Annotated in this window: 19 protein-coding genes; 9 read left to right on the plus strand and 10 right to left on the minus strand. The window is 46.9% G+C overall.

All coding sequences use genetic code 11. The features are described from left to right. Window positions 1–38: 38 nt before the first annotated feature. Window positions 39–629 carry a Uma2 family endonuclease gene (locus QUA53_RS15530; protein WP_333098243.1) on the plus strand — a complete coding sequence of 197 codons (591 nt, stop codon included), beginning with the start codon at window positions 39–41 and terminating at the stop codon, window positions 627–629. A 153-nt stretch (window positions 630–782) separates the two neighbouring features. Here QUA53_RS15530 and QUA53_RS15535 read toward each other — a convergent pair whose 3' ends face one another. Then, window positions 783–2,318, minus strand: coding sequence for a mercuric reductase (locus QUA53_RS15535; protein WP_333098244.1), 1,536 nt, complete (start codon window positions 2,316–2,318; stop codon window positions 783–785). Between the two features lie 16 nt (window positions 2,319–2,334). Continuing rightward, the gene (locus QUA53_RS15540; RefSeq protein ID WP_333098246.1) at window positions 2,335–3,066 is read right to left on the minus strand and encodes a TVP38/TMEM64 family protein; all 732 of its coding nucleotides are present in this window, start codon (window positions 3,064–3,066) and stop codon (window positions 2,335–2,337) included. Between the two features lie 77 nt (window positions 3,067–3,143). On the opposite strand from QUA53_RS15540, the gene QUA53_RS15545 reads away from it, so the two are divergent. Both QUA53_RS15545 and QUA53_RS15550 read left to right on the plus strand, forming a co-directional pair. Next, on the plus strand, window positions 3,144–4,172 hold the full coding sequence (locus tag QUA53_RS15545) for an isochorismatase (RefSeq protein WP_333098247.1): 1,029 nt from the start codon (window positions 3,144–3,146) through the stop codon (window positions 4,170–4,172). Between the two features lie 170 nt (window positions 4,173–4,342). After that, window positions 4,343–4,831, plus strand: coding sequence for a hypothetical protein (locus tag QUA53_RS15550; RefSeq protein WP_333098248.1), 489 nt, complete (start codon window positions 4,343–4,345; stop codon window positions 4,829–4,831). Window positions 4,832–5,214: 383 nt separating this feature from the next. Here the strand turns inward: QUA53_RS15550 and QUA53_RS15555 are convergent, their stop codons facing one another. Then, window positions 5,215–6,237 carry a cysteine peptidase family C39 domain-containing protein gene (locus QUA53_RS15555; RefSeq protein ID WP_333098249.1) on the minus strand — a complete coding sequence of 341 codons (1,023 nt, stop codon included), beginning with the start codon at window positions 6,235–6,237 and terminating at the stop codon, window positions 5,215–5,217. 416 nt (window positions 6,238–6,653) lie between these two features. Here QUA53_RS15555 and QUA53_RS15560 point away from each other — a divergent pair, with 416 nt between their 5' ends. Beyond that, window positions 6,654–8,108, plus strand: coding sequence for a methyl-accepting chemotaxis protein (locus QUA53_RS15560; protein WP_333098251.1), 1,455 nt, complete (start codon window positions 6,654–6,656; stop codon window positions 8,106–8,108). An 81-nt stretch (window positions 8,109–8,189) separates the two neighbouring features. On the opposite strand, the gene QUA53_RS15565 is transcribed toward QUA53_RS15560, so the two are convergent. Next, window positions 8,190–8,333 (minus strand): hypothetical protein, encoded by a 144-nt coding sequence (locus QUA53_RS15565; RefSeq protein WP_333248943.1) that lies wholly within the window; start codon window positions 8,331–8,333, stop codon window positions 8,190–8,192. A 48-nt stretch (window positions 8,334–8,381) separates the two neighbouring features. Then, complete coding sequence (locus QUA53_RS15570; protein ID WP_333098255.1) at window positions 8,382–8,615, minus strand: hypothetical protein; 234 nt, start codon at window positions 8,613–8,615, stop codon at window positions 8,382–8,384. On the opposite strand from QUA53_RS15570, the gene QUA53_RS15575 reads away from it, so the two are divergent. Further along, complete coding sequence (locus tag QUA53_RS15575; RefSeq protein ID WP_333098256.1) at window positions 8,614–11,379, plus strand: HAD-IC family P-type ATPase; 2,766 nt, start codon at window positions 8,614–8,616, stop codon at window positions 11,377–11,379. The two genes, QUA53_RS15570 and QUA53_RS15575, sit on opposite strands and share 2 nt — an antisense overlap. A 97-nt stretch (window positions 11,380–11,476) precedes the next feature. Here QUA53_RS15575 and QUA53_RS15580 read toward each other — a convergent pair whose 3' ends face one another. Continuing rightward, complete coding sequence (locus tag QUA53_RS15580) at window positions 11,477–12,754, minus strand: leucine-rich repeat domain-containing protein (protein WP_333098257.1); 1,278 nt, start codon at window positions 12,752–12,754, stop codon at window positions 11,477–11,479. 699 nt (window positions 12,755–13,453) lie between these two features. On the opposite strand from QUA53_RS15580, the gene QUA53_RS15585 reads away from it, so the two are divergent. The 4 genes from QUA53_RS15585 to QUA53_RS15600 all read left to right on the plus strand — a co-directional run bounded on the left by QUA53_RS15585 (window position 13,454) and on the right by QUA53_RS15600 (window position 19,070). Next, entirely contained in the window at window positions 13,454–14,839 is a 1,386-nt protein-coding gene (locus tag QUA53_RS15585; RefSeq protein WP_333098260.1) for a CmpA/NrtA family ABC transporter substrate-binding protein, read from the plus strand. Window positions 14,840–14,918: 79 nt separating this feature from the next. After that, window positions 14,919–15,761: a nitrate ABC transporter permease gene (ntrB, locus tag QUA53_RS15590; protein WP_333098262.1), complete on the plus strand. Its 843-nt coding sequence runs from the start codon at window positions 14,919–14,921 to the stop codon at window positions 15,759–15,761. Window positions 15,762–16,039: 278 nt separating this feature from the next. Then, window positions 16,040–18,040, plus strand: coding sequence for a nitrate ABC transporter ATP-binding protein (locus QUA53_RS15595; RefSeq protein ID WP_333098264.1), 2,001 nt, complete (start codon window positions 16,040–16,042; stop codon window positions 18,038–18,040). 184 nt (window positions 18,041–18,224) lie between these two features. Then, window positions 18,225–19,070: a nitrate ABC transporter ATP-binding protein gene (locus QUA53_RS15600; RefSeq protein ID WP_333098265.1), complete on the plus strand. Its 846-nt coding sequence runs from the start codon at window positions 18,225–18,227 to the stop codon at window positions 19,068–19,070. A gap of 598 nt (window positions 19,071–19,668) precedes the next feature. On the opposite strand, the gene QUA53_RS15605 is transcribed toward QUA53_RS15600, so the two are convergent. The 4 genes from QUA53_RS15605 to QUA53_RS15620 all read right to left on the minus strand — a co-directional run bounded on the left by QUA53_RS15605 (window position 19,669) and on the right by QUA53_RS15620 (window position 24,315). Next, window positions 19,669–20,190, minus strand: coding sequence for a DUF6745 domain-containing protein (locus QUA53_RS15605; protein WP_333098266.1), 522 nt, complete (start codon window positions 20,188–20,190; stop codon window positions 19,669–19,671). Between the two features lie 167 nt (window positions 20,191–20,357). Beyond that, window positions 20,358–20,651, minus strand: a complete 294-nt coding sequence (locus QUA53_RS15610; RefSeq protein ID WP_006632553.1) for a hypothetical protein — start codon at window positions 20,649–20,651, stop codon at window positions 20,358–20,360. Between the two features lie 117 nt (window positions 20,652–20,768). Beyond that, window positions 20,769–21,350 carry a Uma2 family endonuclease gene (locus QUA53_RS15615; protein WP_333098268.1) on the minus strand — a complete coding sequence of 194 codons (582 nt, stop codon included), beginning with the start codon at window positions 21,348–21,350 and terminating at the stop codon, window positions 20,769–20,771. Window positions 21,351–21,495: 145 nt separating this feature from the next. After that, complete coding sequence (locus QUA53_RS15620; protein ID WP_333098269.1) at window positions 21,496–24,315, minus strand: diguanylate cyclase; 2,820 nt, start codon at window positions 24,313–24,315, stop codon at window positions 21,496–21,498. Between the last annotated feature and the right edge of the window lie 292 nt (window positions 24,316–24,607).

The following is a 24,607-nucleotide window of genomic DNA, read 5'->3' on the forward strand; positions in this document are numbered from 1 at the left end:
AATGCTACAATCAAAGTAACATTGACAAAAATTTTGTTATGATATCCATTCCCCAACCAGCCCAAAAAATGACCGTTGAGGAATATCTCGAATGGGAAGCTCAACAAGAGATTCGCCACGAATATGTCAACGGCGAAGTTTTTGCCATGACGGGCAGTACAATTCCTCATAACGATCTTGCACTTAACTTTTACACTGCATTACGCCCGCATCTGCGTTCCATAGGCTGTCGGATGAACGTGTCAGATGTGAAATTGCAAGTTAACTTTCAAAGCCGTTACTACTACCCTGATGTGATAGTCAGTTGCGATCCAGAAGACATTAATTCGCGCAATTTCATTCAGAATCCTAAAATCATTGTGGAAGTTCTTTCTCCCAGTACAAGTGCTAAAGATCGGGATGAAAAATTCACTTGTTACCTAAAAATTCCGACTTTGCAAGAGTATATCTTGATTGATTCACAAAAGATTTTTGTTGAGCGTTACTGTCGGGGAGAGGGGAGAACGTGGCTGTACTATTCTTACACTGCTGGGGAGATTATCACTTTATCAACTATTGGGTTTGATTTGCCGATCGCACTTTTGTATGAAGGTGTTGGATTTGAAACAAAAACAGAAACAGAAGCATAAAAACACCCTTCATTTTGCACCTCTTTCCTGAACACGCTTTCTGGCCTGTTCCACAGAGAGTGAATTTTCTTGTGGAGAGTAGGGGTTGGGCTTCGACGCCGCCCATAAAAGCCGATAATGAACAGGCAAGATGCCTGTTCCACAATTATTTATCTATCGCGTCCAAGCCAGCCAGCGGTTAAACAAATTTTTCACAAACGGCGTCAAACGAGTGCGATTGTAAGCATCTCCCGCTTTCCGAATTGCATCAGCTTGTGTCGGATACGGGTGAATTGTGCTAGCAATTTTTCCTAAACCAATATTATTAACCATTGCTAAAGTAATTTCGCTAATCATATCACCAGCGTGTCGCGCTACAATAGTTGCACCTAATATTTTATCGCTGCCTTTTTTGACGTGAACTTTCACAAATCCTTCCTCTTCGCCGTCAATAATTGCCCGATCGACTTGACTGAAAGGAATTAAAAATGTATCGATATCAAGGCCTTTTTCCTTAGCCTCGTGTTTGCCAATTCCGACGCGCGCAATTTCCGGGTCTGTGTAAGTACACCAAGGTATCGTCAAAGCGCTGAGCTTTTTGCGCCCGAAAAATAGAGTGTTTTGAATTACCATTCTCGCGGCAAAATCAGCCGCGTGAGTAAATTTATGTTTCATGCAAATATCCCCAGCGGCATAAATGCGGGGATTAGTAGTTTGCAAATTATCGTTGACAAATACGCCTGTTTGTGTATCGTATTCAACGCCCACAGCCTCCAGATTCAATCCTTCCACGTTAGGCGATCGCCCTGTACTCACAATAATTTCATCTACTATTACCGATGCTTCCTTATCTTGATATTTATAATAAATTACTTTGCCTGCATTTGTTTTTTCAACGCGCTCTATTTTAGATTCTAGTATTAGTTGAATTTCTTCGCGTACAAAAGCCTGCTGCACGATTTTAGCAGCATCCGCATCTTCTTTGTCTAAAATCTGAGCATTTTTGTGCAGCAACACAACTTCCGAACCCAGCCGGCGAAAGGCTTGAGCCAATTCGCAGCCGATCGGCCCTGCGCCAATTACTGCCAAACGTTGCGGTTTTTCCGTGAGGTTAAAAACAGTTTCATTTGTCAGATATCCAGATTCTTGTAAGCCGGGAATTTGTGGTTGTAACGCCCTTGCACCTGTGGCAATTACTGCTTTTTTAAACCGGAGAGTTTGACCTGCAACTTCTACTGTATTGTTGCTAGTAAAACGACCCGAACCTAAAAAAACATCAACTCCTAATTTGTACTGGTAGCGTTCAGCAGAATCAACATCGCTGATTCCCGCCCTGATGCGGCGCAGCCGTTCCATCACAGCGGCAAAATCCACTTCTGCACCGTTAGAAATATGAAGGCCAAATTTACTGGCATTCCAGATCTCGCCGACTGTGCGGGACGATCGAATTAAAGCTTTTGACGGCACACAACCGACATTCAAACAGTCGCCGCCCATCAAATGTTTTTCAATCAAAGCAACTTTCGCGCCCAAACCTGCGGCACCGGCAGCAACAATTAATCCAGCGGGCCCCGCGCCAATTACTACTAAATTATAAGAACTAGCCGGCTGCGGATTTACCCAATCGGGCGGATGCAAATAGGAGACTAATTTCTGGTTGTGTTCGTCCATCGGGGGGACAGTTACGCGATCGACTTTTGACGGCAGCATTGGCAAATCCTCCTAATTAAATACTTTCTTCCAAAGCTTGGCTGGCTATCCGAGTGACAAATACAGTAACAGCGACAGTAGCAATAAAACCGAGGATATTGAGCGACCATTTTGCTGCTTCTGTTTGGGGACTTGTGGACTGACATATCGCGCCTATCGCAGCAACCTCTCCCACCAAAGAACCCGAGTAAACGTACATAATTGTACCCGGTATCATGCCAAAGGAACCCAGCACGTAATCTTTCAAAGAAACCTGAGTAATTCCCAGAGCGTAATTCAATAAATTGAAAGGAAATAAAGGACAAAGACGAGTCAAAAAAACTATTTTTAATCCTTGTTGGGAAACTGCGCGATCGAGAGCTTTAAACTTGGGGTGAGATTCCATATATTTTACCACGCGATCGCGGCACAAATAGCGCCCGATCGCAAAAGCAAATACAGCACCTAAAATGGACGCCACAAAGACGTAAACCGAACCCCACCACAAACCAAAAATTGCCCCCCCTCCCAGCGTCAGCACCGAACCCGGTACAAACAGCACAGTAGCCAAGTTGTAAGTAGCTACAAAAGCCACCGGCCCCCACCACCCTAAATCCTCGATCCGCATTAACACAGCTCTCAAAACATCTTGAACGTAGGCATATCTAGTTGCTACAATTAAAAGAGCGAGCAAAAGGGCGATCGAAAAAAACAACACTATGCGTTTAAATTTTACCCTAGCATAATCTTGGATTCGTTCTTTGGCCATGATTCACCCGCAAATATTTATCAGCATTATACTTCCAACTTAAATTATTACTGTAAACGATCCTAAAAGCTATCGTCATGACACCAAAAGCCCAACTTCCCATCCCCGAACATTTCGACCCCAAAAAAGTAGGCGAATTCTGGCGAGTCCCCTATCGAGAACGTGCCGTCCAAGCGCAAGATTGGGCAAAGCAGCACAGCATCCAGCCAGCATCCAGCGACAAAAACCGCATTTGTTTGCTGATAATTGATGCCCAAAATACCTTTTGCTTGCCTGAATTTGAACTATTTGTGGGCGGGCGTTCCGGTAGCGGTGCAGTTGATGACAACCTGCGGCTGTGCGAATTTATTTACCGCAATTTAAACGCAATTACAACCATTGCGCCCACAATGGATACCCACACCGCCATGCAAATTTTTCATCCAATTTTTTGGATAAACGAAGCTGGCGAACACCCCCTACCAGCCGCAACTTCTATTACATTTGAAGATGTCCAAAAAGGCATTTGGAAAGTCAATCCCGCCGTCGCCGATAGCATCAGCGGGGGCAATTTTTCAGCACTCGAAAAACAGGCTTTCCACTACGTCAAAAAACTCAGCGACGATGGGAAATATCCCCTGACAATTTGGCCCTATCACTCGATGCTGGGCGGCATCGGACACGCGCTGGTTTCTGCGGTGGAAGAAGCAGTATTTTTTCATACTATAGCCCGCAACAGCCAAGCAGTTTTTGAAATCAAAGGCGGGAATCCACTGACAGAAAACTATTCTGTTTTGCGGCCAGAAGTTTTAGATGGATTCGACGGCAATCCGATTGCGGAAAAAAATTCTAAGTTTATTGATAAATTGCTCGATTTTGATGCAGTAATTATTGCCGGACAAGCCAAAAGTCACTGCGTTGCTTGGACAATTGATGATTTGTTAACGGAAATTTTGACGCGAGATCCGAATTTGGCAAAGAAGGTTTATTTGTTGGAAGATTGCACTTCGCCTGTGGTTGTTCCGGGTGTTGTGGATTTTACGGAACAAGCAGATGCAGCTTATCAAAAATTTGCGGCTGCGGGAATGAATGTGGTTAAATCTAGTGAGTTAATTTTGGGCGATTAAAGACGAGTTTTTTATCTTGGGGTTTTCAGTGCAAAAAAAGTATACAGGATTAACCAGAGGCGGTAATTTTTGTTCGCTTGGCACTCTGCTGCGATCGCCTTTAACTGATTACTTATGATATCATATCCGGTAAATCACTTACGAGAGAAGCGTAGTTAAGGAGTTTCCCGATGGCTGAAAGCGAAATTTATAGTGTTGTTCTTTTTCGGGAGGCGAGTGTGCAAGCAATTTCAAAACTCTCGCTGGCGATCGCCACGACTCTTCTGATCGCATCTTTAACTGCAACCAAAGCCGGCGCAGTTCCCGTCACCTACGATTTCACCGTCACTGTTACCAAAGGCAGGTTAGCCGGCAATTCATTCAACGGTTCTTTCAGCTACGATGATGCGAAATTGAAGGGAACTGGAGTGGAAGAAGTGGGAATTGCTGAGGGATTAACAACCTGCATTAATTACCTGGGACGCACTTACCGCGAAACCGATGATACCAGTTATCCTACCTTTCCAAAACTCAGATTTGAGGATGGAAAAATCGCGCAGCTAAACTTCTGGATTCAGCCAAATCAGCGAGTTAATTGGTGGAATTCAAATGGATGGGAAGTTAAACTTTCCGATCCTAAAATGAGCGATTCAACTGTTCCCAATTGTCAAAAACGGTGAGGCGTGGCCAAAGTGCGATCGACTCTAAAAATAGGGTGTTTCGTAATTGCGGGATGATTTTGATGGTTTTGTGGCATCGACTCTCGTACCCCGAAGGCGTGTATTTTCACAGCAGGCGGGACGCCTAACCCTACTCCCCACAAGAATCCTCCTCAAATTCTGCAACGCCTAAAATAGAGGAGGAATTAGATGCAACTGCCTACGGTTATATGGGTAATTTCATGCAGCTATGCTACGAAGGTGCGATCGTCGATCGTCTGCTGGGGCGATCGAATATTTGCGATCGCTAGGAACGAAGAACTCAAAGATTGTTTGAATAAAAACCGCATAATTCCTATTTTCTGCAGGTCAAGAGTGCCTCTGCGTTGGATGATTTCCCATAACTATTTCCCATCCAATCGGGGAACTCCTTCCAAAAAACTGCCGCTCAACATTAACTCCGTCATCCGGTCTAATTGGCCGCTGATTTTTAATTTTTTGTCTTTTTGAAAGCGCTCAATATCTGCGAGCAAATTACCCGAATTATATCCTAATTTACTCAAATAGTCAATAGCTTGCCGATCGCTTAACAAGATATCCGCCGACCGAAAAATCGGCACGTATTCCTCGCGCCAAATCTGGGCAAAAGTTGCCCTATCTAAATAGAAAATCCTGCCCCGCGCCGGGTCTCCAATTGCAGCAATACTGTCATTCATTCCCAGCAAAGCCACCGCGTGCGGTAGCTTCCGAGGGCCGTCAAACAGCCAAACTGCTAGCACTCCGGGGCGATTAATTTGCTGAATTTGCTCCCAAGTTGGCGCCAGTTCGATCGCATTTACGCCCAAAGCTCTTGCTGCTATTATTAACTGAGGCATGGAAGTTCCCAAGCGACTCGTGCCGGCAAAACGCGCTACACTCGATTCCGTCGCCTCGATTCCCCAACGTCTCAACACTGTTGCTAGCGCCGCCGGCGCGCAACTGCTGTTAGATGTTTGTCGAAATACACCGTTGGGCAGCAAATTATCTATTAAATCAGCGTAAATGGGCGCCATAAAATAGTTTTCAGCGCCTGTAAATCCTCCGAATCCTAACAAGCAAATTAAAATTACTGCGATTACTTGCGATCGCGCGGTAAACCAACTTATACTAAAACCAATACCGCAGACTCCCATCAACATGACTCGTAGCAAAGTCCAAGTAACTCGCATCCCGTGAAAGCGCCACTCGATCGGCAAAGCTGGCATTTGAGGCAGATTTAGAGCCAGTAGCAGCAAGGCAATATAAAAACCCAAAAAAGCTAGGGCGATCGAATTTCTGCCCTTAAACAAATCGTTAGCCGTTACTCCAGATCGAACTAACACCCGCCCGAACCGCATTCCCCAGAGTAACATCACCGAACCCAGCACCAGCGTCACAAATATTTCCATAAGTTCAGAATTTGATCGCTTAACTAGGTTGTAACATTTATGCGATCGACTTACACCCCAATCAAGAGTTGGAGGGAGTCCGAGTGGGGGAGAGAATTTGACGATGTTTGGGCTTTGTTCCTCCATTACCCGCTACAATCGAATAAACAGGATTTATCCAAAATCGAAGCAGGCAAAACAATCCTCAAGCCTAAAAACTTTGACCTGCATCGATTTTGGATATTAAGTTTTGCCATATTTTTTTGATGAGTCTGAATAAAGGGTTGAGAATCAGATAATTTAGCTACCTAACCTAAAAGGAGATATTGCCATGTTTGCCAATTTAAAGCTGAGAAACCTGATGTTACTCGGATATGCAGTTCCTATTGCTTTGAAGGCGATTAAGTGATTTTTTGTAACAATAAGGAAAATTTTCGATGATTAACTTCAAAGCGACCAAATTAAGACAGCGTATCCTGTGGGGATATTCCATACCGATTTTGCTTTCAGTTGGAGCAGCTACTTTGGTTTTTTTTAATGCTAAAGAGGTAGAAGAAAAAGGAAAATTGCTAAATAATTCTCATGCTGTTGTTATAGATTTGAAAGAGCAACAGCTAGGATTTGCAGGTATGCAAAAATCTGCTCGCGGGTATTTTTTGGCAAAAGATAGTGATTTTTTAACTGAATACAATAATGCGGTAAAGAGCTTTGACGAATTCTATCAGGATTTACTGAAGCGGGTTCAAAATCCACAGCAGCGCCAGCGGCTAGAGGAAATGAATGTCTTACAAGATAAGATAGACAAAGGCTATAACCAAGCCTTTTCTTTGGTTGACCAAGGTAAGCAAGACAATGGACTTAACTTATGGAAGAGCCAAATTGTACCAAAGCTTCGTCAGGTTGATGCTATCGCTAAGGAGTTTCAAAGAACCGAGGAAAGTAATTTATTCGCTCAAGAAAAGAAACAGATTCAAGCTTTGCAGTTCCTGAGTACAGTGGTGATTTTAAGCACGGCTTTAGCAGCGATTATGGCAATTGCGATCGCTCGGTGGATTGCTTCAGGAATTGCAGAGACACTGAATCAGTCCGTCAATATGATTGTTAGTTCTTCCACAGAGATTGCTGCCACAGTTGAACAGCAGGAACGCACAGCCGCACAGCAATCTAGCTCTGTAAATCAAACTACAATCACAATGGATGAGTTGGGCGCTGCTTCCCAACAATCAGCCCAGCAAGCCCAAGCTGGTGCGGAATCTGCACGCCAAGCTTTACAGATCACTGAAAAGGGAACCCTAGCAGTGGAGCAAACCCTGGAATCGATGATAATTTTGAAAGAAAATGTCGGGGCAATCGCGGCACAAATTCTGCAATTGAGCCAACAAACCCATCAGATTGGCAATATCTCTACTGATGTCACAGATTTAGCCAATCAAACAAATATGCTGGCACTGAATGCCTCAGTAGAAGCAGTCCGGGCGGGCGAAAACGCCAAAGGTTTTACTGTCATAGCCACAGAAATCCGCAAACTAGCAGATAAAAGTAAGAAATCAGCAGAGAAAATTAACCGCCTAGTCGATGATATCAAGAATGCGATAAATTCCACTGTAACGGTGACAAAGGAAGGTACTAAAACAGTAGAAGAAGGAACAAAAATCAGTCAAGAAACGGCAGCAGCTTTCTCGGAAGTAGCAAATGCTGTTAACAATGTGGTATTGAACAATCAACAAATTTCTCTAACTGCTCAACAACAAGCAGTTGCGATTAAACAAGTAGTGGATGCGATGAACAGCCTCAACCTAGCAGCAAAAGAAACCGCTAGTGGTATTACTCAAACCAAAGTAGGCACTCAACAATTGAACGATGCAGCCCAAAATCTCAATTCAATGGTCTAAAGGGTGCTCAGTTTTTTGGGATAGCAGACGAGCAATTGATAGCATTGAGTCATGAATTGAGCTCGCTGCCCTCCCAGCTTGTCAAACAGTCGGCATCCAAGTCAAAGTGTTCGCAGGCGATGGCATCGCGAAAGCTAGGACGATCGAATTTCTGCCCTTAAACAAATCCTCTTCTGTAACGGACGATCGAACTAACACCCGCCCAAACAGACTTTCTTCAACCAAACCTAAAGTTGGCAAAATGTCAAGGGACTCGATCGACTTTTCCCCATCTTAGCCACCAAGTCCCAAACAAGATTTAGCGCTGGAAAAAATCCCCAAAATCTCTTGCCACAAACGGCCACATCCGTTGTAATATAGATGTAAGTCACAGCCCGTTAAAGTAATCAACAAACAATTAGGTCGCTCAATATATTCACGCTCCAACGAGCGGTGAGTTGTATTGAGCGTGCCTATTAAGGAGCGATCGAAGTTCGTCAGACACCCCAAATATTCAGGAAGAATCATGCCATCAAGATCCGCCAACGATGTAGACGTAGCAGAGCAATATTGGCACTACCTAGAAATATCCAAGGTTGCAACTATCTTAGAAACCAACCTGGAAAGCGGTTTAGAACCGACAGAAGCCAACCATCGCCAACAGAAATTCGGGCCAAACGAACTAACGGTTAAAGCTGCGAAACCAGCCTGGTTAAAATTTATCCTGCAATTTAACCAACCCCTCCTGATCATCTTGCTGAGTGCAGGTTTAATCAAAGCAGTTATCGGAGAATGGCTAAACGCTAGCGTAATTTGGGGCGTAACAACCACCAACGCTACTATTAGTTTCATCCAAGAAGCTGGAGCCGAGAAAAAAATTGAAGCCCTAGCCCAAGCTGTCACCACCGAAGCCACAGTCATTCGGGGCGGCAAAAAATTAAGAATTCCCTCCAAAGAACTCGTTGTCGGTGACTTAGTAATCCTGACTTCCGGCGACAAAGTACCAGCAGACTTGCGATTAGTGAAAGTGCGCGACTTGCAAATCGACGAGTCGGGACTCACCGGGGAATCTGTTGCTGTCGAAAAAGAATTAGGACAATCTGGAGACATAGTTCTGCCAAAAGAAACGCCACTAGCAGAACGGGATAACATGGCCTATGCCGGCAGTTTTGTCACTTTTGGCCAAGCTAGCGGCATCGTAATTGCGATCGCCAATAAAACCGAAACCGGCAAAATCTCCCAACTATTAGATCGGCACATCGACCTCACCACCCCCTTAACCCGCAAATTCAACCAATTCAGTCAAAACTGGCTGTTATTCGTGTTGGGAATGGCAACCTTGACCTTCGCCGTCAGATTGGGACGGCCAGTCCCAGCGGGAGTTTCAGCCTTTAAAGAAGCAGTCGAACCCGCTGTCGCCCTGATTGTCGGCGCAATTCCCGAAGGCTTACCCGCCGTCATTACCGTCACCCTAGCCGTAGGCGTTTCCCGGATGGCAAATCGCCACGCGATCGTCCGCAAATTGCCCGCAGTGGAAACCCTCGGCGGCGCTACAGTCATCTGTTCCGACAAAACCGGAACTTTGACGGAAAACCAAATGACGGTGCAAGAAATCTATTCGGGCGGCGAATCCTACTCGGTTACGGGTACGGGATACAGCCCCGAAGGTGAAATTCAACTCAACCAACTGCCAATTACTGTCAGCCAAGCTCCAACTTTGCAAGAATGTTTGCAAGCCGGACTCCTTTGCAACGACTCTCACTTGGAATTTAAAGATGATGATTGGATTGTCGTTGGAGATCCGACAGAAGGAGCGTTAATTGCTGCGGGCAAAAAAGCCGATTTGAGCCAGCAAATTTTGTCCAAGTCAATGCAGCGGCTGGATTCAATTCCCTTTGAATCTCAGTTTCAATACATGGCGACGCTGCACCGAACTCCCACTGGCAAAATTTTGTACGTCAAAGGTTCAGTAGAATCAATTCTCGGCCGCTGCGGTTCCAGTCTCGATACCCAAGGAAATCCGGTAGAAGTCGATCGCGAACAAATTCACCATCAAGTCGATGAAATGGCAAAGCAAGGCTTGCGCGTCTTGGCTTTAGCGAAAAAGCCAGTACCCCAAAGCCAAAATTCCGTCGATCACTCGGATTTGGAGTCAGGCTTGGTTTTCTTGGGACTGCAAGGCATGATTGACCCGCCGCGGGCAGAAGCGATCGCAGCCGTCCAAGCTTGTCAAACCGCCGGCATCCAAGTCAAAATGATTACCGGCGACCACATCGCTACAGCCAAGGCGATCGCCCGCCGCATGGGATTCCGCAAAACTAAACACCACAGAGAACTTGTAGCCTACACCGGCGCTCAACTCGCCGAAATGAGCAAGCAGGAACTCGGCGAAGCCGTAGAAGCCGGCTCAGTTTTTGCCCGCGTCGCCCCAGAACAAAAACTCCGCATCGTAGAAGCCTTGCAGCAGAAAGGCGAAATCGTGGCGATGACGGGAGACGGCGTTAACGACGCGCCGGCGCTGAAACAAGCGGATATCGGGATTGCGATGGGCAGCGGTACTGAGGTTTCTAAGGAAGCCGCCGACATGATTCTTACCGATGATAACTTTGCGTCGATCGAATCTGCTGTTGAAGAAGGGCGATCTGTTTACAAAAATCTGCTCAAAGCAATTAGCTTCATTCTCCCAGTCAACGGCGGAGAATCGATGACAATTTTGCTCAGCACCCTCCTCGGTCGAGAATTGCCGATTTTGTCGCTACAAATTCTCTGGCTGAATATGCTCAACTCGATCACCATGACAGTGCCTCTGGCTTTCGAGCCCAAGTCAGCGGGAGTCATGAAACAGCAGCCCCGACCGGTAAACGAAGCTTTCCTCACCGGAAATCGGATCAAGCGGATCATCGCTATTTCTCTTTACAATTGGACTCTGATTTTCGGAATGTTTGAATGGGTACGCCAAGCGGATTGGGGAACCTTGGAACTGGCCCGCACGATGGCGATTCAAGCTTTGGTAATGGGGAGAATTTTTTACCTGTTGAGTCTCAGCCAGTTGCTGCCTTCTTTGATTGCTAAATTTAGCGGTTCTAAGGAAGAAGTTAGCGGCGCTCCCGCCCTCGGTGTGGGAATTGTCATGGCGGTGATTTTGCAGATCATCTTTGCTAATTCTCCGTTTGTCAATCGCATATTTGAGACGGCTCCAATGAATTTGGATCAGTGGCTGATTTGCTTCGGCGTAGCCCTACCGATGATCGGTGTTGCTCTCTGGGTCAACCGCTTTGACCCGCCCAACTAATTCACCATTAACCTGTATGGTGCGTCAGGCTTGTGGTGAGCACGATAAACTCGGATTTTCCCACTGACGCACCCTACCGCCTGTAAAGTTTTAGCATTTAATTTAAGGGTTCCCAATGACAGATAGACTCTGGTTTGAGGGGACAAGTTTTGGGAGCGATCGGATTTCCGTTGAGCCAGAGTTCAGTCAGGTTAGTCAAAGATGCTAGCGGTTTGATGTCACCGATCTGATTGTTGACGAGCCGGAGATAAGTCAGGTTAGTCAAAGATGCTAGCGGTTTGATGTCGTTGATTTCATTGCTGTCGAGCCTGAGATCGGTCAGGTTAGTCAAAGATGCTAGCGGTTTGATGTCGTTGATTTCATTGCTGTCGAGCCAGAGATCGGTCAGGTTAGTCAAAGATGCTAGCGGTTTGAGGTCATCGATCTGATTGTGGCTGAGGTTGAGCTGTGTCAGGTTAGTCAAGGACGCTAGCGGTTTGATGTCATCGATCTGATTGTTGTTGATCCAGAGTTCAGTCAAGCTAGTCAAGGATGCTAGCGGCTTGATGTCACCGATCTGATTGTTGTAGAGGAAGAGCTGTTTCAGGTTAGTCAAGGATGCTAGCGGTTTGATGTCGCCGATTTGAGTTTTGTCGAGCCAGAGCGAAGTCAGTTTAGTCAAAGATACTAGCGGTTTGATGTCGCCGATTTGATTGTAGCTGAGGTTGAGTGAAGTCAGGTTAGTCAAAGATACTAGCGGTTTGATGTCACCGATCTGATTTTCGCTGAGCCAGAGCAAAGTTAGGTTAGTCAAAGATACTAGCGGCTTGATGTCACCGATCTGATTTTTCCAGAGCTCTAGACGCTTTAGGTTAGTCAAAGATGCTAGCGGTTGGATGTCACCGATTTGATTTTCGCCGAGGGAGAGTACAGTCAGGTTAGTTAAGGATTCTAGCGGTTTGAGGTCGCTGATTTTATTGCTCCTGATGTCGAGATCGCTCAGATTAGTTAAGGATTCTAGCGGTTTGAGGTCGCTGATTTGATTGAATGTGAGGTCTAGATCGGCCAGGTTGGTCAAGGATTGCAATGGTTTGATGTCGCTGATAGAATTGTTGATGAGGTCGAGTTCAATGAGACTCGAAAGTTTCCGATCGGCCTCATCACAGTTTGTAGTCTCAGCTTTTTTCAACAGCACCTCAACAGTATGTTTAGCTTCAGGACTCAAATCAGCTTTTTGGCGACACCAATCAGCAAATGTTCGTCTACTGTTGGACGATCGCGTTTCGGCGGCATAAGCAGACAGTCCACTTCCACATAATGTTAGGACGATCGCGCTACAAATAACTGCGATCGACTTTTGTAAATTAATGTGTTTCTCTGCAACTATAAGTGTCATAATCTTGTACTTCTAATCTTCTGAAATTTCAAGTTTTAGGATTTAATATTTAGTTTGGTAAATCACTTACGATTAAGCGCCAATCTTAGTCCACCAATGAAAACCAGTTAACTCTTAGAAAACAGCACTACCATAAAACAGTATTTATTTCTGTATTTTAAAATACAATTAACCGCCACCTTAAAAAAAATATACACATATTAAAAAAGTAAATGTGCGATCGCTCAGATGTTGAGAGCTTATTGACAATCTATTTGAATGCCACGCGATCGCCATTCGCTACAACCTTTACCCTGCCAGTCTTAGTTTGACCCGGTTTTGATAAGCAAACCGGCTCGCCCTTCCCAACGGCTCCTTATCGATATCGCACTCCTAAAAGATTTGCTTATCAATCAAATTTAATAATTGTTTTATAATTTCCGCAAGAGTACGGTAAGCTAATAACGAAGCCAAGGAAACGTGTGGCTCGCAAAAAGTGAGTTCACACAACTCGGCAGCTCGAAATATCGATATTAATCAAAAAAGTCAAATCAGCAGGGATAGTTTAAAGACTTATGCTAGCGATAAATCTTTGGCTCCCTCCTGCCAACCTGCGCTCAAAACAGTTCGCTCAACCCAATTAGCGAACACAAAAAAAGCGCATTGATAAACTTCAGTGATGTCGTTACAGAAGATTATGAATTGCAGTGAGGCTAGACTATGACAAGATTTTCCGATCAATTTTCCAGGCGCAAATTTATCGTCACAGCAGGTGCATCTGCCCTGGGTTCAATACTGCTCAAAGGTTGTTTGGGAAATCCCCCAGAACCCGGTGCAACTGCCGGTGCTGACGGCGCGATACCCGCAGCTACCTCAGTAATGGCTGTTGCCAACGAGAAAAGAGTCGAAGGAATTGAAAGCACTAAAATCACATTGGGATATATCCCGATCGTCGAAGCAGCACCTTTAATCATTGCCCAAGAAAAAGGCTTTTTTGCCAAATACGGCATGACCGAAGTTACGATTGCCAAGCAAGCAAACTGGGGCTCGGCAAGAGATAACGTAGAAATCGGATCTGCTGGCGGCGGCATCGACGGCGGCCAGTGGCAAATGCCCATGCCTTATCAAATTAGTAAAGGTCTGATTACCAAAAACAGCGTCCAAATCCCAATGTATGTTCTGGCCCAGTTGAACACTCAGGGAAATGGAATTGCGATCGCCGGAAAACACAAAGGCAAAGGCATCGGGCTCAAACTAGATCAAGCAGCCCAAGACTACATCAAAGGCCTCAAACAAGCAGGCACCCCCTTCAAAGCAGCCTACACCTTCCCCAAAGCCAATCAAGACTTGTGGATTCGCTACTGGCTGGCAGCTAACGGCATCAATCCCGACACAGAGGCCGAGTTGCTAACAGTACCGTCAGCGCAAACCGTAGCCAACATGAAAACCGGCAGCATGGACGGTTTCAGTACCGGCGACCCCTGGCCCCTGCGGATCGTCACAGAGGACATCGGCTTCATGTCCGCCCTGACTGGCCAAATCTGGAAAGATCACCCCGAGGAATATCTCGCTATTCGTGGCGACTGGGTAGACAAACACCCGAAAGCCACCGAAGCCCTGCTAGCAGGACTGATCGAAGCCCAGCAGTGGTGCGACAAACCAGAAAATCGCCCCGAATTAGTTGCCATTACTTCTGGCAGAAACTTCTTTGACGTACCTCCGGCAGTTTTGACACCTCCCTACCAGGGCAAGTACATGATGGGTGACGGCCAACCAGAGATCGACGATTTCAAGATGAGTCCGCTGTACTGGAAAGACGACCTCGGCAACGTTTCTTATCCCTACAAGAGTCACGATTTGTGGTTCTTAACCGAAAGCGTTCGCTGGGGTTTCCTGCCGACAACAACCTTGGCAGATTCTAAGACAATCATCGATAAAGTCAACCGCGAAGATTTGTGGAAAGCCGCAGCAAAATTAGCCGGAGTTGCTGATGCTGACATTCCGAAAAGTACGTCTCGCGGCGTTGAAAAGTTCTTTGACGGCACAGAATTCAACCCGGAAAAGCCAGAAGCTTATCTCAAGAGTTTGGCAATTAAAAAAGTGTGATGGGGTTTTAGCTTCCCATAATTTAGTCTCGAAATTTAGTCTCGAAAATACACAGCACCAGACATAGGAGATTAGCAGCATGGCTGTAAGTACAAGTCGGAGAGGCGGCAATGCACAAGGAGCTTTTGGCGAGTTTTGGAAGAAGAATTCCCCAAATATCTTGCCGCCAATTTTAGGAGTTTTGGGGTTTCTGTTGGTTTGGCAATTCTTGTCAAGTACGGGACTGATCAAACTGCCGGGGCCGATCAGCATTTGGACTGACGAACGGACGCGGATCTTGTTGATGTATCCTTTCATGAACTCCAAAACCTACGGAATTGGCTTATTTTGGCAGACTTTGGCGAGTTTGGAACGGGTGGCAAAAGGCTACACTCTCGCGGCCGTTGTGGGAATTGGTACGGGTGTTTTGGTAGGTACAAATCCTTTTCTAAACCGCGCTTTAGATCCGCTTTTTCAGTTTTTGCGGATGGTGGCCCCTTTGGCTTGGGTGCCCATTGCCCTGGCTGCACTGCAACAAAACGAACCTGCTGCTTTGTTCGTGATTTTTATCACTTCAGTTTGGCCGATTTTAATCAACACGGCTGAAGGTGTTCGCCAAATTCCCGACGATTACAACAACGTGGCGAAAGTGCTGCAGCTTTCTCGTCAGGAATATTACATGAATATCTTGTTTCCGTCGGCGCTTCCTTATATCTTCACAGGATTGAGAATTGCGATCGGTTTGGCTTGGCTGGCGATTATTGCTGCGGAAATCGTGATGTCGGGGATTACGGGTATCGGCTTCTTTATTTGGAATGCTTACCAGCAAAACTACATCAGCGAAATTCTGTTAGCGGTGTTCTACATTGGGGCTGTTGGTTTGTTGCTCGATCGCATGATGGCTTGGTTGCAGCAAAAAATTGCCCCCCCTCAAGGAAAGTAGCTAATTCTATGGTTTAACGGTTGGCAGTTGACGGTTGACTGTTACAGGAAGTACGAACTCCGAGGCTCAGAAACCTGTTTTTTCAACTATTGTTGAGGGATTAAACAAAGTATTTTGGTTAGTTTAAAGACCAGTTTTAGGCATCCAGGAATGTATTAACTATTAGCTGTTATATATTAACAGCTAACAATCCACAGCAAACAGCAAACAGCGAACAGTCAACAGTCAACAATCAATATCTAGCGAAATAACAAACCTACAAAAAAGGCAAGAAAATCATGTCTGTTTTGATTGCAGTAGAACAAGTCGGAAAAGTATTTAATTTAACAGACGGTGGCACATACATAGCCCTCAAAGGCATCGACTTAGAAATTAAAAAAGGAGAATTTATCTCCTTGATAGGACACTCAGGCTGCGGTAAATCTACGCTACTAAATATGGTGGCAGGTTTGGATCTGCCGACAGAAGGATTGGTGACAATAGAAGGACAAAGAATCACCCAGCCAGGCCCCGATCGCATGGTAGTATTCCAAAACTATTCCCTGCTACCTTGGCGGACGGTCAGAGAAAACATTACCCTAGCCGTAGACTCGGTAATGAGCGGCTTACCCAAGGCCGAACGCCTCGAAATCGTTCAAAAACACATCGACATGGTGGGCTTGACGCCCCACGCCGAGAAGCAACCCGCACTGCTGTCGGGCGGACAAAAACAGCGCGTGGCGATCGCCCGTGCTCTGGCCCTGCGGCCCAAACTGTTACTCTTAGACGAACCCTTCGGCGCTTTGGATGCTTTGACTCGGGGCAACTTGCAAGAAAAGTTGATGGAAATTTGCCAAGAGTACGAAATCAGCGCCCTGATGGTAACGCACGACGTGGATGAGGCCGTGTTGCTGAGCGATCGCATCGTCATGCTCACCAACGGCCCAGAATCGAAGATTGGCGGCATTCTCGAAGTAGACATCCCCCGCCCCCGCAAACGGATGGAAGTAGTCTCACACCCCAGCTACTACGCTCTACGCAGCGAAATGATTTACTTCCTCAACCAGCAGAAGCGCGTCAAAAAACTGCGGGCGCGGAAAGTACCCGCGATCGCCCGCCACGGCCTGGAAAAAGTCAACCTCGAACTCGGCTTTATTCCGCTGGCAGCCTGTGCTCCCCTCGCTGTCGCCAAAGAAAAAGGCTTTTTTGCCAAGCACGGCCTCGATGAAGTCCACCTCGTGCGGGAAACAAGCTGGCGCGGCATCGTAGACGGCATCGCCGCAGGTTACTTAGACGCAGCTCAAATGCCCTCTGGGATGGCGGTGTGGTTGAGCTTGGGGGGCCACCAAGAAAAGCCGATTCCGACGGTTACAGCCCTCACCATGAGCCGCAACGGCAACGGAATTACCCTCGCGAGGCGCTTTTACGACCAAGGAATCTACACTCTGGCAGACTTTAAAAAAATGCTCCAGAGAACGCCAGCGCAAACGCACCGTATGGGCATCGTTCACCCTTCTTCGATGCACAACCTGTTGCTGCGTTACTGGCTGGCTTCCGGCGGCATTGACCCGGATCGCGATGTGTTGCTGAAAAATATCCCACCGGCTCAAATGATCGTTGACTTGCAGGGCGGCACTATTGACGGTTTCTGCGTCGGCGAACCTTGGAACTTGCGGGCCTCGATGGAAGGAGTCGGCTTTACGGTGGCGACAGATTTGGAACTGTGGCCCGGACACCCCGGGAAAATTCTGGGGGTGCGGGAAGACTGGGCAAATGCTTATCCCAACACTCACATTGCTCTAGTCAAAGCTTTGCTGGAAGCTTGCCACTACTGCGCCGATCCAAATCACGCCGCCGAGGTTTCGGAAATTGTCGCGGGAAGGGAGTACGTCGCCACCGACAAGAGTTACATCCAACTAGGCGACCCGAAATCTGTTGCTTGCAACCTTGATACTCCGATGCGGGAATACGCCCACCACTTGTTTTCTGGAGAGGGGGTGAATCGCCCGAGCCGCACCGAACAACTGTGGCACATGGTACAGATGGCGCGCTGGGGCGATACTGTGTTCCCGCGCAACTGGGTGGAAATTCTGGAACGGGTGGTGCGAGTCGGTGCGTTCAGCACGGCGGCCCGAGAGCTGGGGATGGCTGATATTACTTACACTCGCGGTTCTCTCAGCTTGTTTGACGGCTCGGTGTTTAATGCTGACGATCCGATCGGCTATCTCAACAATCTGGCGATTAAACGCGATTTCACGATGGCTGAAGTTGTACTCGATTCCGGCCGCAGAGCTGCTTAGAGAGGTTTTTAGTTAGATAAAAACAGGGAAATTGCTAATTGTTAGTTGTTGGTTTTTAGCTGTTAATTGCTAGTGAGCAATTCCCTGTTCATGACATCCGTTACATCTTTTACATCCCGTACATCGCTCGTTGCCGAACTTCCTTCTTTATTGGCGAATCACCCACTCACAATTTCCTAAACCCATGCTCAACACCACTAAAAACCAGACGAACACCAAAACTCAAATCCAGCGGGGAAAAAGCCGCCGCCAACCTTTTTTGGTGATGGACAATGTTTATAAAGTATATCCAAACGGTTACAGGGCTTTAGAAAACGTCAATCTGAATGTAGCTGAGGGAGAGTTTATTGCTCTGATCGGACACTCGGGCTGCGGCAAATCAACACTGTTAAATATGGTGTCGGGTTTTAGCCATCCAAGCCAGGGTACCGTGTCGATTAACGGGCAGCGGATTACGAAGCCGGGCCCCGATCGCATGGTGGTGTTTCAGGGTTACGCTTTGCTGCCTTGGCGGACGGTGTTTGAAAATGTTTATCTGGCGGTTAATGCTGTATTTCCGAATAAGTCGAAGGTAGAAAAAAATGCGATCGTCAAAGAGCATTTGGCGATGGTGGGATTGACAGAAGCTGCTGAGAAAAGACCGCCGCAAATTTCGGGGGGGATGAAGCAGCGGGTCTCGATCGCCCGCGCTTTGGCAATTCGCCCGAAAGTGCTGATTTTAGACGAACCTTTTGGTGCTCTGGACGCAATTACTAAGGAGGAATTGCAGGAAGAATTGCTGAAAATCTGGAACGATCACCGCTGTACGGTGTTGATGATTACTCACGATATTGATGAAGCGCTGTTTTTGGCCGATCGACTGGTGATGATGACTAACGGCCCGTCGGCGACAATTGGCGAAGTTTTGGAGATTCCTTTCCCGCGTCCGCGCGATCGGGTTCAAATGATGGAAGATCCGGAATACTACAATTTGCGGAACTACGCCCTAGATTTCCTGTTCCGTCGTTTTGCACACGATCACGATGCTTAATCGGTTGGCAAATCAAAGTTAAAGAGGAGAATTATGAGACTTCTCGAACAATTTTAATTCTTGTGCGGAGTAGGGGTTGGGCATCCTGCCGGCCCAAGACTAGCTTTTTTGCAGAAGTCTATTGAAAAGTTGAAGCCCCAGTGTTCCCCGGTTTCAGGGGAACATCGCTAGGGGCGCAATTTTCCCGATCCGGTTGGGTAAACTGAAGCTTAATGGTGGGCGATAAGTTTTTTCGGACGTTCGGATCTTTTTCCGATATTTTACGTCTACCAGCGAAGAGACCCGATTGCCTAGCTGTCGGTAAGCTGGCATGAACTGAGCCCACCTTCGATCGAGGGTGGGCTTCTTCTTCATGTTATTAACTGTTTTTGGGCGATCGGTGGTTGGTGCATTCCACCCTGGGAACTGGCACACTGCAGGAACGCTTATCGGTGTTTCATGGATTAAGGCTTTTGTCAATATAGCGGTTTTCAGTTGACTGAGGTACAGATATCGGCTGTGGAAACGGTTTAGCCTAAGTCCGGGGCGGGGTTCTGTGACTTTTAACAATTGGTATAAGACTAATGATTGTAGCAACACTTTTTTAAATTTGTATTACTCAGGTTGGCACGGAAAACTCCTTTGGGTCAATATCCCAATTTACCCAGCGAATTGCTTCTTGAGCTGATTCTAGATCGGGCGGCACTCGCAAAGCGTGAATGTGTCCCGTACTTGGACAAGTCATTTTTAACAAATAAACTGGCTTTGCATTACCCTCGTCATCAAAATCATCGTCAAACTCGATGCTTAATAAAGTGTATTCCTGCCAACTATCTAATTCTGTCACCTCTAATTCTTGACAAATGCGATCGTAAGTAATTCCCTGAGTTAACGCGCGCCGAACTTCTGCATTCTGTTCCTTCAATACCCACTTAGACTGCCACTGGTGCGGGTGCAGCCTACCGTACCATTCGGGCAAAATCACGCCGTGATAGGCGTAAATCGAAACACCGTCGGCAAATTGTACCGCTGGTGTTCCTTCGGCGTGCAAGCGGTAGTTGCTGTCTGCGGAAAGTGCGATCGGCTTTTCACAGATAATGCAAACTTTTTCATAGGGATAAATCCAGTCGCAATCCTGCACAAGGGATTTAAAAACAATCCAATTTCTGCCGTAGGAATGAGTTCAATTAAAAACCGAAATCCAAAAATCTAACAGACTGCCAAATGATTTCCGGTGCTTTTTTGCCGATCGCACTTTAAGCCGATTTAATTGTTTCCGCAGCTTGTTCAGGCGTTAATTTTTTAACCTTAGTCTGCGACATACCTCCAACCTTGCGGTTCGTATTCGCGCTGAATTCGCACCATCCAATTACCTTCGGGAATTGCGATCGCATGGTGTTCTTCGTGACTCAATAAAGCTGTCGGTGAAAGCACCCGCAAGTACAGAGTGCCGTCTTTTTCGTATAGTTCAGCTTGTCCCTCAATAATCTGGTGAGAATGTCCGGTGACTTCACCTTCAGCGAGAGTTAGGTGAGGTTTTTTTTCTCCTTCGATTTTCGGTACGGGAGTGAGAATTACGTCGCCTTGTCGGATGGGTTGCATAGGTTTTTTCTAAATTTTGTTTTCTGGTGTCGGTCGATCGAGCTTTTCTACCGCAATCTTATATTACATTTGTAATACACAGCTGTCAAGAACCACAAACCAAATTCCACTTTTTCTCTATACCGGAGTAATCCCGCGCCGAAACTCCTTAACGGCTTCAACCCTAGAAGCTATCAGCAAGCAGCGAGACAGTAGGTTGATGTCTAAACCGGGCAGAACTTCGCTTTGGTCAATTTTTTCATATCCGTGCGATCGCAAATGATACAGGCTAAATACTCCATCCTCCCAAAACCAAACTTCGGGTACTCCCAAGGCTTGGTAGCGATTCAATTTGCTTTCTTCCCCACTGCTAAACACTACTTTGATGGCAACATCGGGGGTAATACCTGTTGACTTGCCAATTAAAAAAGATTCATCAGCTTGTACTGAGACTTCCTGTTCCTTCTCTTGGGTAAAGCTACCCAACGGGTTAAACTCAATGTCTTTTTCAACAAAGTAGTCTATCAGCAAACCTGCGATCGTCCTGCTGAAAGATTCATGTTCTTGCGAAACTGCCAAGATTTCTACCTCACCTTTGAAATAAAAAAGTCGGATACCGCGGGAATCAGAAAACCCCTGCTCGATTAGCTTTAATTGTTCCCAATCTATCCCGGAATGAATTAGGCGCTGGTCTTTTTGTTTGTCTAATGTTGCTGTCATGGCACGACCTCATTTAACTATTTTATAGCAATTTTAATTCGCACAATTTTGCAAGCACATTTGTATGGTGCGTCCGACCAAAAAACCTGTTTAAATCGAAACTAGCGCTCTCTGACACACCATACAATTTTATTTAACTATTATATTATCCTTCAAATGCGGCAACCGAAACTCGATCGCGCCCTGCTTCTTTCGCCCGATAAAGCGACTCATCGGCGATCGCAATTAGCGCCCCCGGATGCGACATCGGCGCCGGAATGCAGCAAGCTACACCCAAACTCAGCGTCACGTATTCGCTGACAGCAGACTTAGCGTGAGCTATGTGCAAACCCCGCACCTGTTGTGCGATCATTTCAGCTACGCAAGTGGCACCTTCAATATCCGTATTCGGCAAAACTACTACAAATTCTTCTCCACCGTAACGCGCTACTAAATCTGCCGCTCGCTTGACCGAATGCTGGATCACTGCCGCCACTTGCCGCAAACATTCATCCCCCGCTTGGTGACCGTAAGTGTCGTTGTAAAGTTTGAAATAATCAATGTCGCACATAATCAAAGACAGCGGTGCTTCTTCCCTTGCCAAACGCCGCCATTCCGTATCGAGGTATTCATTAAAAGAGTGGCGGTTTCTTACCTCAGTCAAACTGTCGTAATTTGCCAAATACTGCAAGGCTCGATTCACTGTTTCTAACTGCTGTTTCTGCTGCTGCAACTGACGGTTGAGCTCCGTCAACTGCTGTTCGGCTGAGTGCGATCGCAACAAATTTCTCACCCTAGCGAGCAATTCCCTCTCGTCAAAAGGCTTTGAAATATAATCGTCAGCACCCGCATCCAAACTTTCGATTCGAGCTTCCATCCCCGATCGCGCTGTCAAAAATATTACCGGAGTAGATTTCAATTCTGGCGTGTTCCGAATCTCCTTGAGTAAATCCAGTCCGTTTTGTCTGGGCATGATTTGGTCGCTAACAATCAAATTTGGCTGCAAACTTTTGGCTTTTTCTAAACCTTCAACCCCGTCCCTCGCCACGGCGACTCGATAGTACGGAGTTAATAAAGTTTGGAGGTAAGCCAGCAGAAAATTGTTGTCTTCTACTACTAGCAACAGCGGTAATTCTCTGCTGTCACTTGTTAAATTTTCCAGATAATTTTTGTCGTCCAAACTGTTAGGTTCCGGTAGCAGGACATGGGGTGTGGTTGCCCGAATATTTCCCGATCCCCACTCTCCGGAGCCGAATCCAGTCAGTCCAGCCAATTGGGCGATCGCGCTCACCAACTGATTCGCTTCCACCGGCTTCGACAAATGCCTCTGAAACCCTGCCTCCAGCGCCGATGCCGAATCTTCTTCCTCGATGCCTCCCGTCAGCGCCACTGCCGGCAGCAGTTGCCTGTGTTCGGACATTTCCATTGCTCTGATGCGGCGGATCAAATCGCAGCCGTCGGCTCCCGATACCGTCATATCGCTCACCAACACGTCGGGTCGCGACTGTTGCAACTCCGCCATCGCTTCGCAGGCGCTACCCACCGCTGTTACCTTGGCTCCAAATGCTTCGAGGCCTGTTTTGAGAAATTGGCGGATCTCGGCGCTGCTTTCGACCACCAGGACTTGTTTTCCCGCTAGGGGTCTGGAAACCGATCCGGGTCTGCTTTCCCTTTGGGCGATCGCAGCAGTGCGATCGTCGGGTGCATTTTTGTTGGCGCTCGGTAGCAGCACCCCAAAGGTTGCCCCCTGACCGAGGCCGGGACTCGAAGCCCAAACAGTTCCCCCGTGCAGTTCCACCAACTGCCGCACAATTGACAGCCCCAGCCCCAGCCGATTTTGTTCCTTATTCTGGAAGCTGTCTGCAGGGCGGAAGTAGTCAAAGATGTGTGGCAGAAATTTGGGGTCGATGCCGCAACCGCTGTCGCTGACCCGAATCAAGACCCCTGACTGAGTAGGCTCGATCAACACTTGCACTGGGTATGGTGTCGATTCTGGGGTGAATTTTATGGCGTTTGCAAGAAGGTTCCAGACTACTTGCTGCAATCGTTCTGCATCTGCCAAAACGTAGGTGACCGCGGGGTCGAAATGTGTTTCTAAGCGGAGGTTTTTGGCATCGGCGGCGGGACGCAGAGTGTCGATCGCCGATTCTATGATAGACGGGAGGTGAACTTGGCCGATGTTGAGGCACACTTTCCCTCGCAGCAAGCGCGAGAGGTCGAGGAGATTGTCTATTTGTCGGTTTTGTAATTTGGCGTTGCGCTCGATGATTTCCAAAGCGCGCCTGGTGGTGGCTTCGTTTAAATTGCGCGATCGGGCTAGCTGCGCCCATCCCAAAATCGCGCTCAGGGGCGATCGCAGTTCGTGGGAGGCGATCGCCAGAAATTCGTCTTTTGCCCGGTTGGCTTCGGCTTGGGCGGCTTCAACGGCTTTGCGAGCGGTGATGTCGAATCCGATCGCCAAATACTGACAGGGTTTTCCCTTGCCCTCCAACAGTGGAACTACTGCTGCGTACACCCAATAATCAGTTCCATTCTTAGCTTTATTCTGAATGTCTCCTTGCCAAACTTCACCTTTGGCAACCGTTGACAGCAAATTTTTGATTGATCTCGAAGATTTATATTCCGAATGGAGGATGCCAAAGTGGCTGCCGATTAGTTCAGCGCGGGAATAGTTGGAGATGCAGCAAAGTCGATCGCTGACGTAGTTGATAATTCCTCGCGCGTCAGTCCTCATCGCAATTGCCGATCGGTCGATCGCTATTTTAAAATCTAAACATTCTTGTAGCGACGAATCTACTTCTTTTGTCGTAGAAAATTGATCGAGCCGATCGGACGCTTTTTGTTGCTGGCGATCGGGCTTATCCTTACTCCGTTGTTGGATTTCCATTGTTTCTATCTTCCCCTGACGGCTGACACCTAATCTACTCGCATCCTGATTCATTATCACAATTTTCTTTCCCGCGCCTGCGGGTGCAATACTTTGCATCTCTTTATCTTCCGGAAAAATTGGCAGGTACCACATCCACTCGGGAGTCAACTCAATTTTTGTTTATAGTTGGCTAAAGTTTGTCAATCTGAGGACTGATTTTTTCATATCTAGCCGATCGTCGGCTCCTTGCTAATTCCCTTTTATATTTTATATTTTATATATTACTATGTGAAATTACTGACAAATTTAGGGTAGGGAGCACGCACCTAAAGTTGCATTATTGTTTGAAACGGGTATCATAAGCGTCAACTTTTGTCTCACAATTACTCCAGGTAGCTGGCACAAAGTC

This window comes from Microcoleus sp. Pol12B3, from assembly GCF_036701355.1.
In the GTDB taxonomy this organism is placed as follows: domain Bacteria; phylum Cyanobacteriota; class Cyanobacteriia; order Cyanobacteriales; family Microcoleaceae; genus Microcoleus.

Excerpts from the sequence above, each read along its gene's own strand:
- QUA53_RS15530 (WP_333098243.1), top strand. The coding sequence starts at position 39 with ATGATATCCATTCCCCAACCAGCCCAAAAAATGACCGTTGAGGAATAT.
- QUA53_RS15615 (WP_333098268.1), bottom strand. The coding sequence starts at position 21,350 with ATGACAGCAACATTAGACAAACAAAAAGACCAGCGCCTAATTCATTCC.
- QUA53_RS15555 (WP_333098249.1), bottom strand. The coding sequence starts at position 6,237 with ATGGAAATATTTGTGACGCTGGTGCTGGGTTCGGTGATGTTACTCTGG.
- QUA53_RS15545 (WP_333098247.1), top strand. The coding sequence starts at position 3,144 with ATGACACCAAAAGCCCAACTTCCCATCCCCGAACATTTCGACCCCAAA.
- QUA53_RS15610 (WP_006632553.1), bottom strand. The coding sequence starts at position 20,651 with ATGCAACCCATCCGACAAGGCGACGTAATTCTCACTCCCGTACCGAAA.
- QUA53_RS15620 (WP_333098269.1), bottom strand. The coding sequence starts at position 24,315 with ATGCAAAGTATTGCACCCGCAGGCGCGGGAAAGAAAATTGTGATAATG.
- ntrB (WP_333098262.1), top strand. The coding sequence starts at position 14,919 with ATGGCTGTAAGTACAAGTCGGAGAGGCGGCAATGCACAAGGAGCTTTT.
- QUA53_RS15595 (WP_333098264.1), top strand. The coding sequence starts at position 16,040 with ATGTCTGTTTTGATTGCAGTAGAACAAGTCGGAAAAGTATTTAATTTA.
- QUA53_RS15580 (WP_333098257.1), bottom strand. The coding sequence starts at position 12,754 with ATGACACTTATAGTTGCAGAGAAACACATTAATTTACAAAAGTCGATC.
- QUA53_RS15570 (WP_333098255.1), bottom strand. The coding sequence starts at position 8,615 with ATGATTCTTCCTGAATATTTGGGGTGTCTGACGAACTTCGATCGCTCC.
- QUA53_RS15600 (WP_333098265.1), top strand. The coding sequence starts at position 18,225 with ATGCTCAACACCACTAAAAACCAGACGAACACCAAAACTCAAATCCAG.
- QUA53_RS15535 (WP_333098244.1), bottom strand. The coding sequence starts at position 2,318 with ATGCTGCCGTCAAAAGTCGATCGCGTAACTGTCCCCCCGATGGACGAA.
- QUA53_RS15575 (WP_333098256.1), top strand. The coding sequence starts at position 8,614 with ATGCCATCAAGATCCGCCAACGATGTAGACGTAGCAGAGCAATATTGG.
- QUA53_RS15550 (WP_333098248.1), top strand. The coding sequence starts at position 4,343 with ATGGCTGAAAGCGAAATTTATAGTGTTGTTCTTTTTCGGGAGGCGAGT.
- QUA53_RS15560 (WP_333098251.1), top strand. The coding sequence starts at position 6,654 with ATGATTAACTTCAAAGCGACCAAATTAAGACAGCGTATCCTGTGGGGA.
- QUA53_RS15585 (WP_333098260.1), top strand. The coding sequence starts at position 13,454 with ATGACAAGATTTTCCGATCAATTTTCCAGGCGCAAATTTATCGTCACA.
- QUA53_RS15540 (WP_333098246.1), bottom strand. The coding sequence starts at position 3,066 with ATGGCCAAAGAACGAATCCAAGATTATGCTAGGGTAAAATTTAAACGC.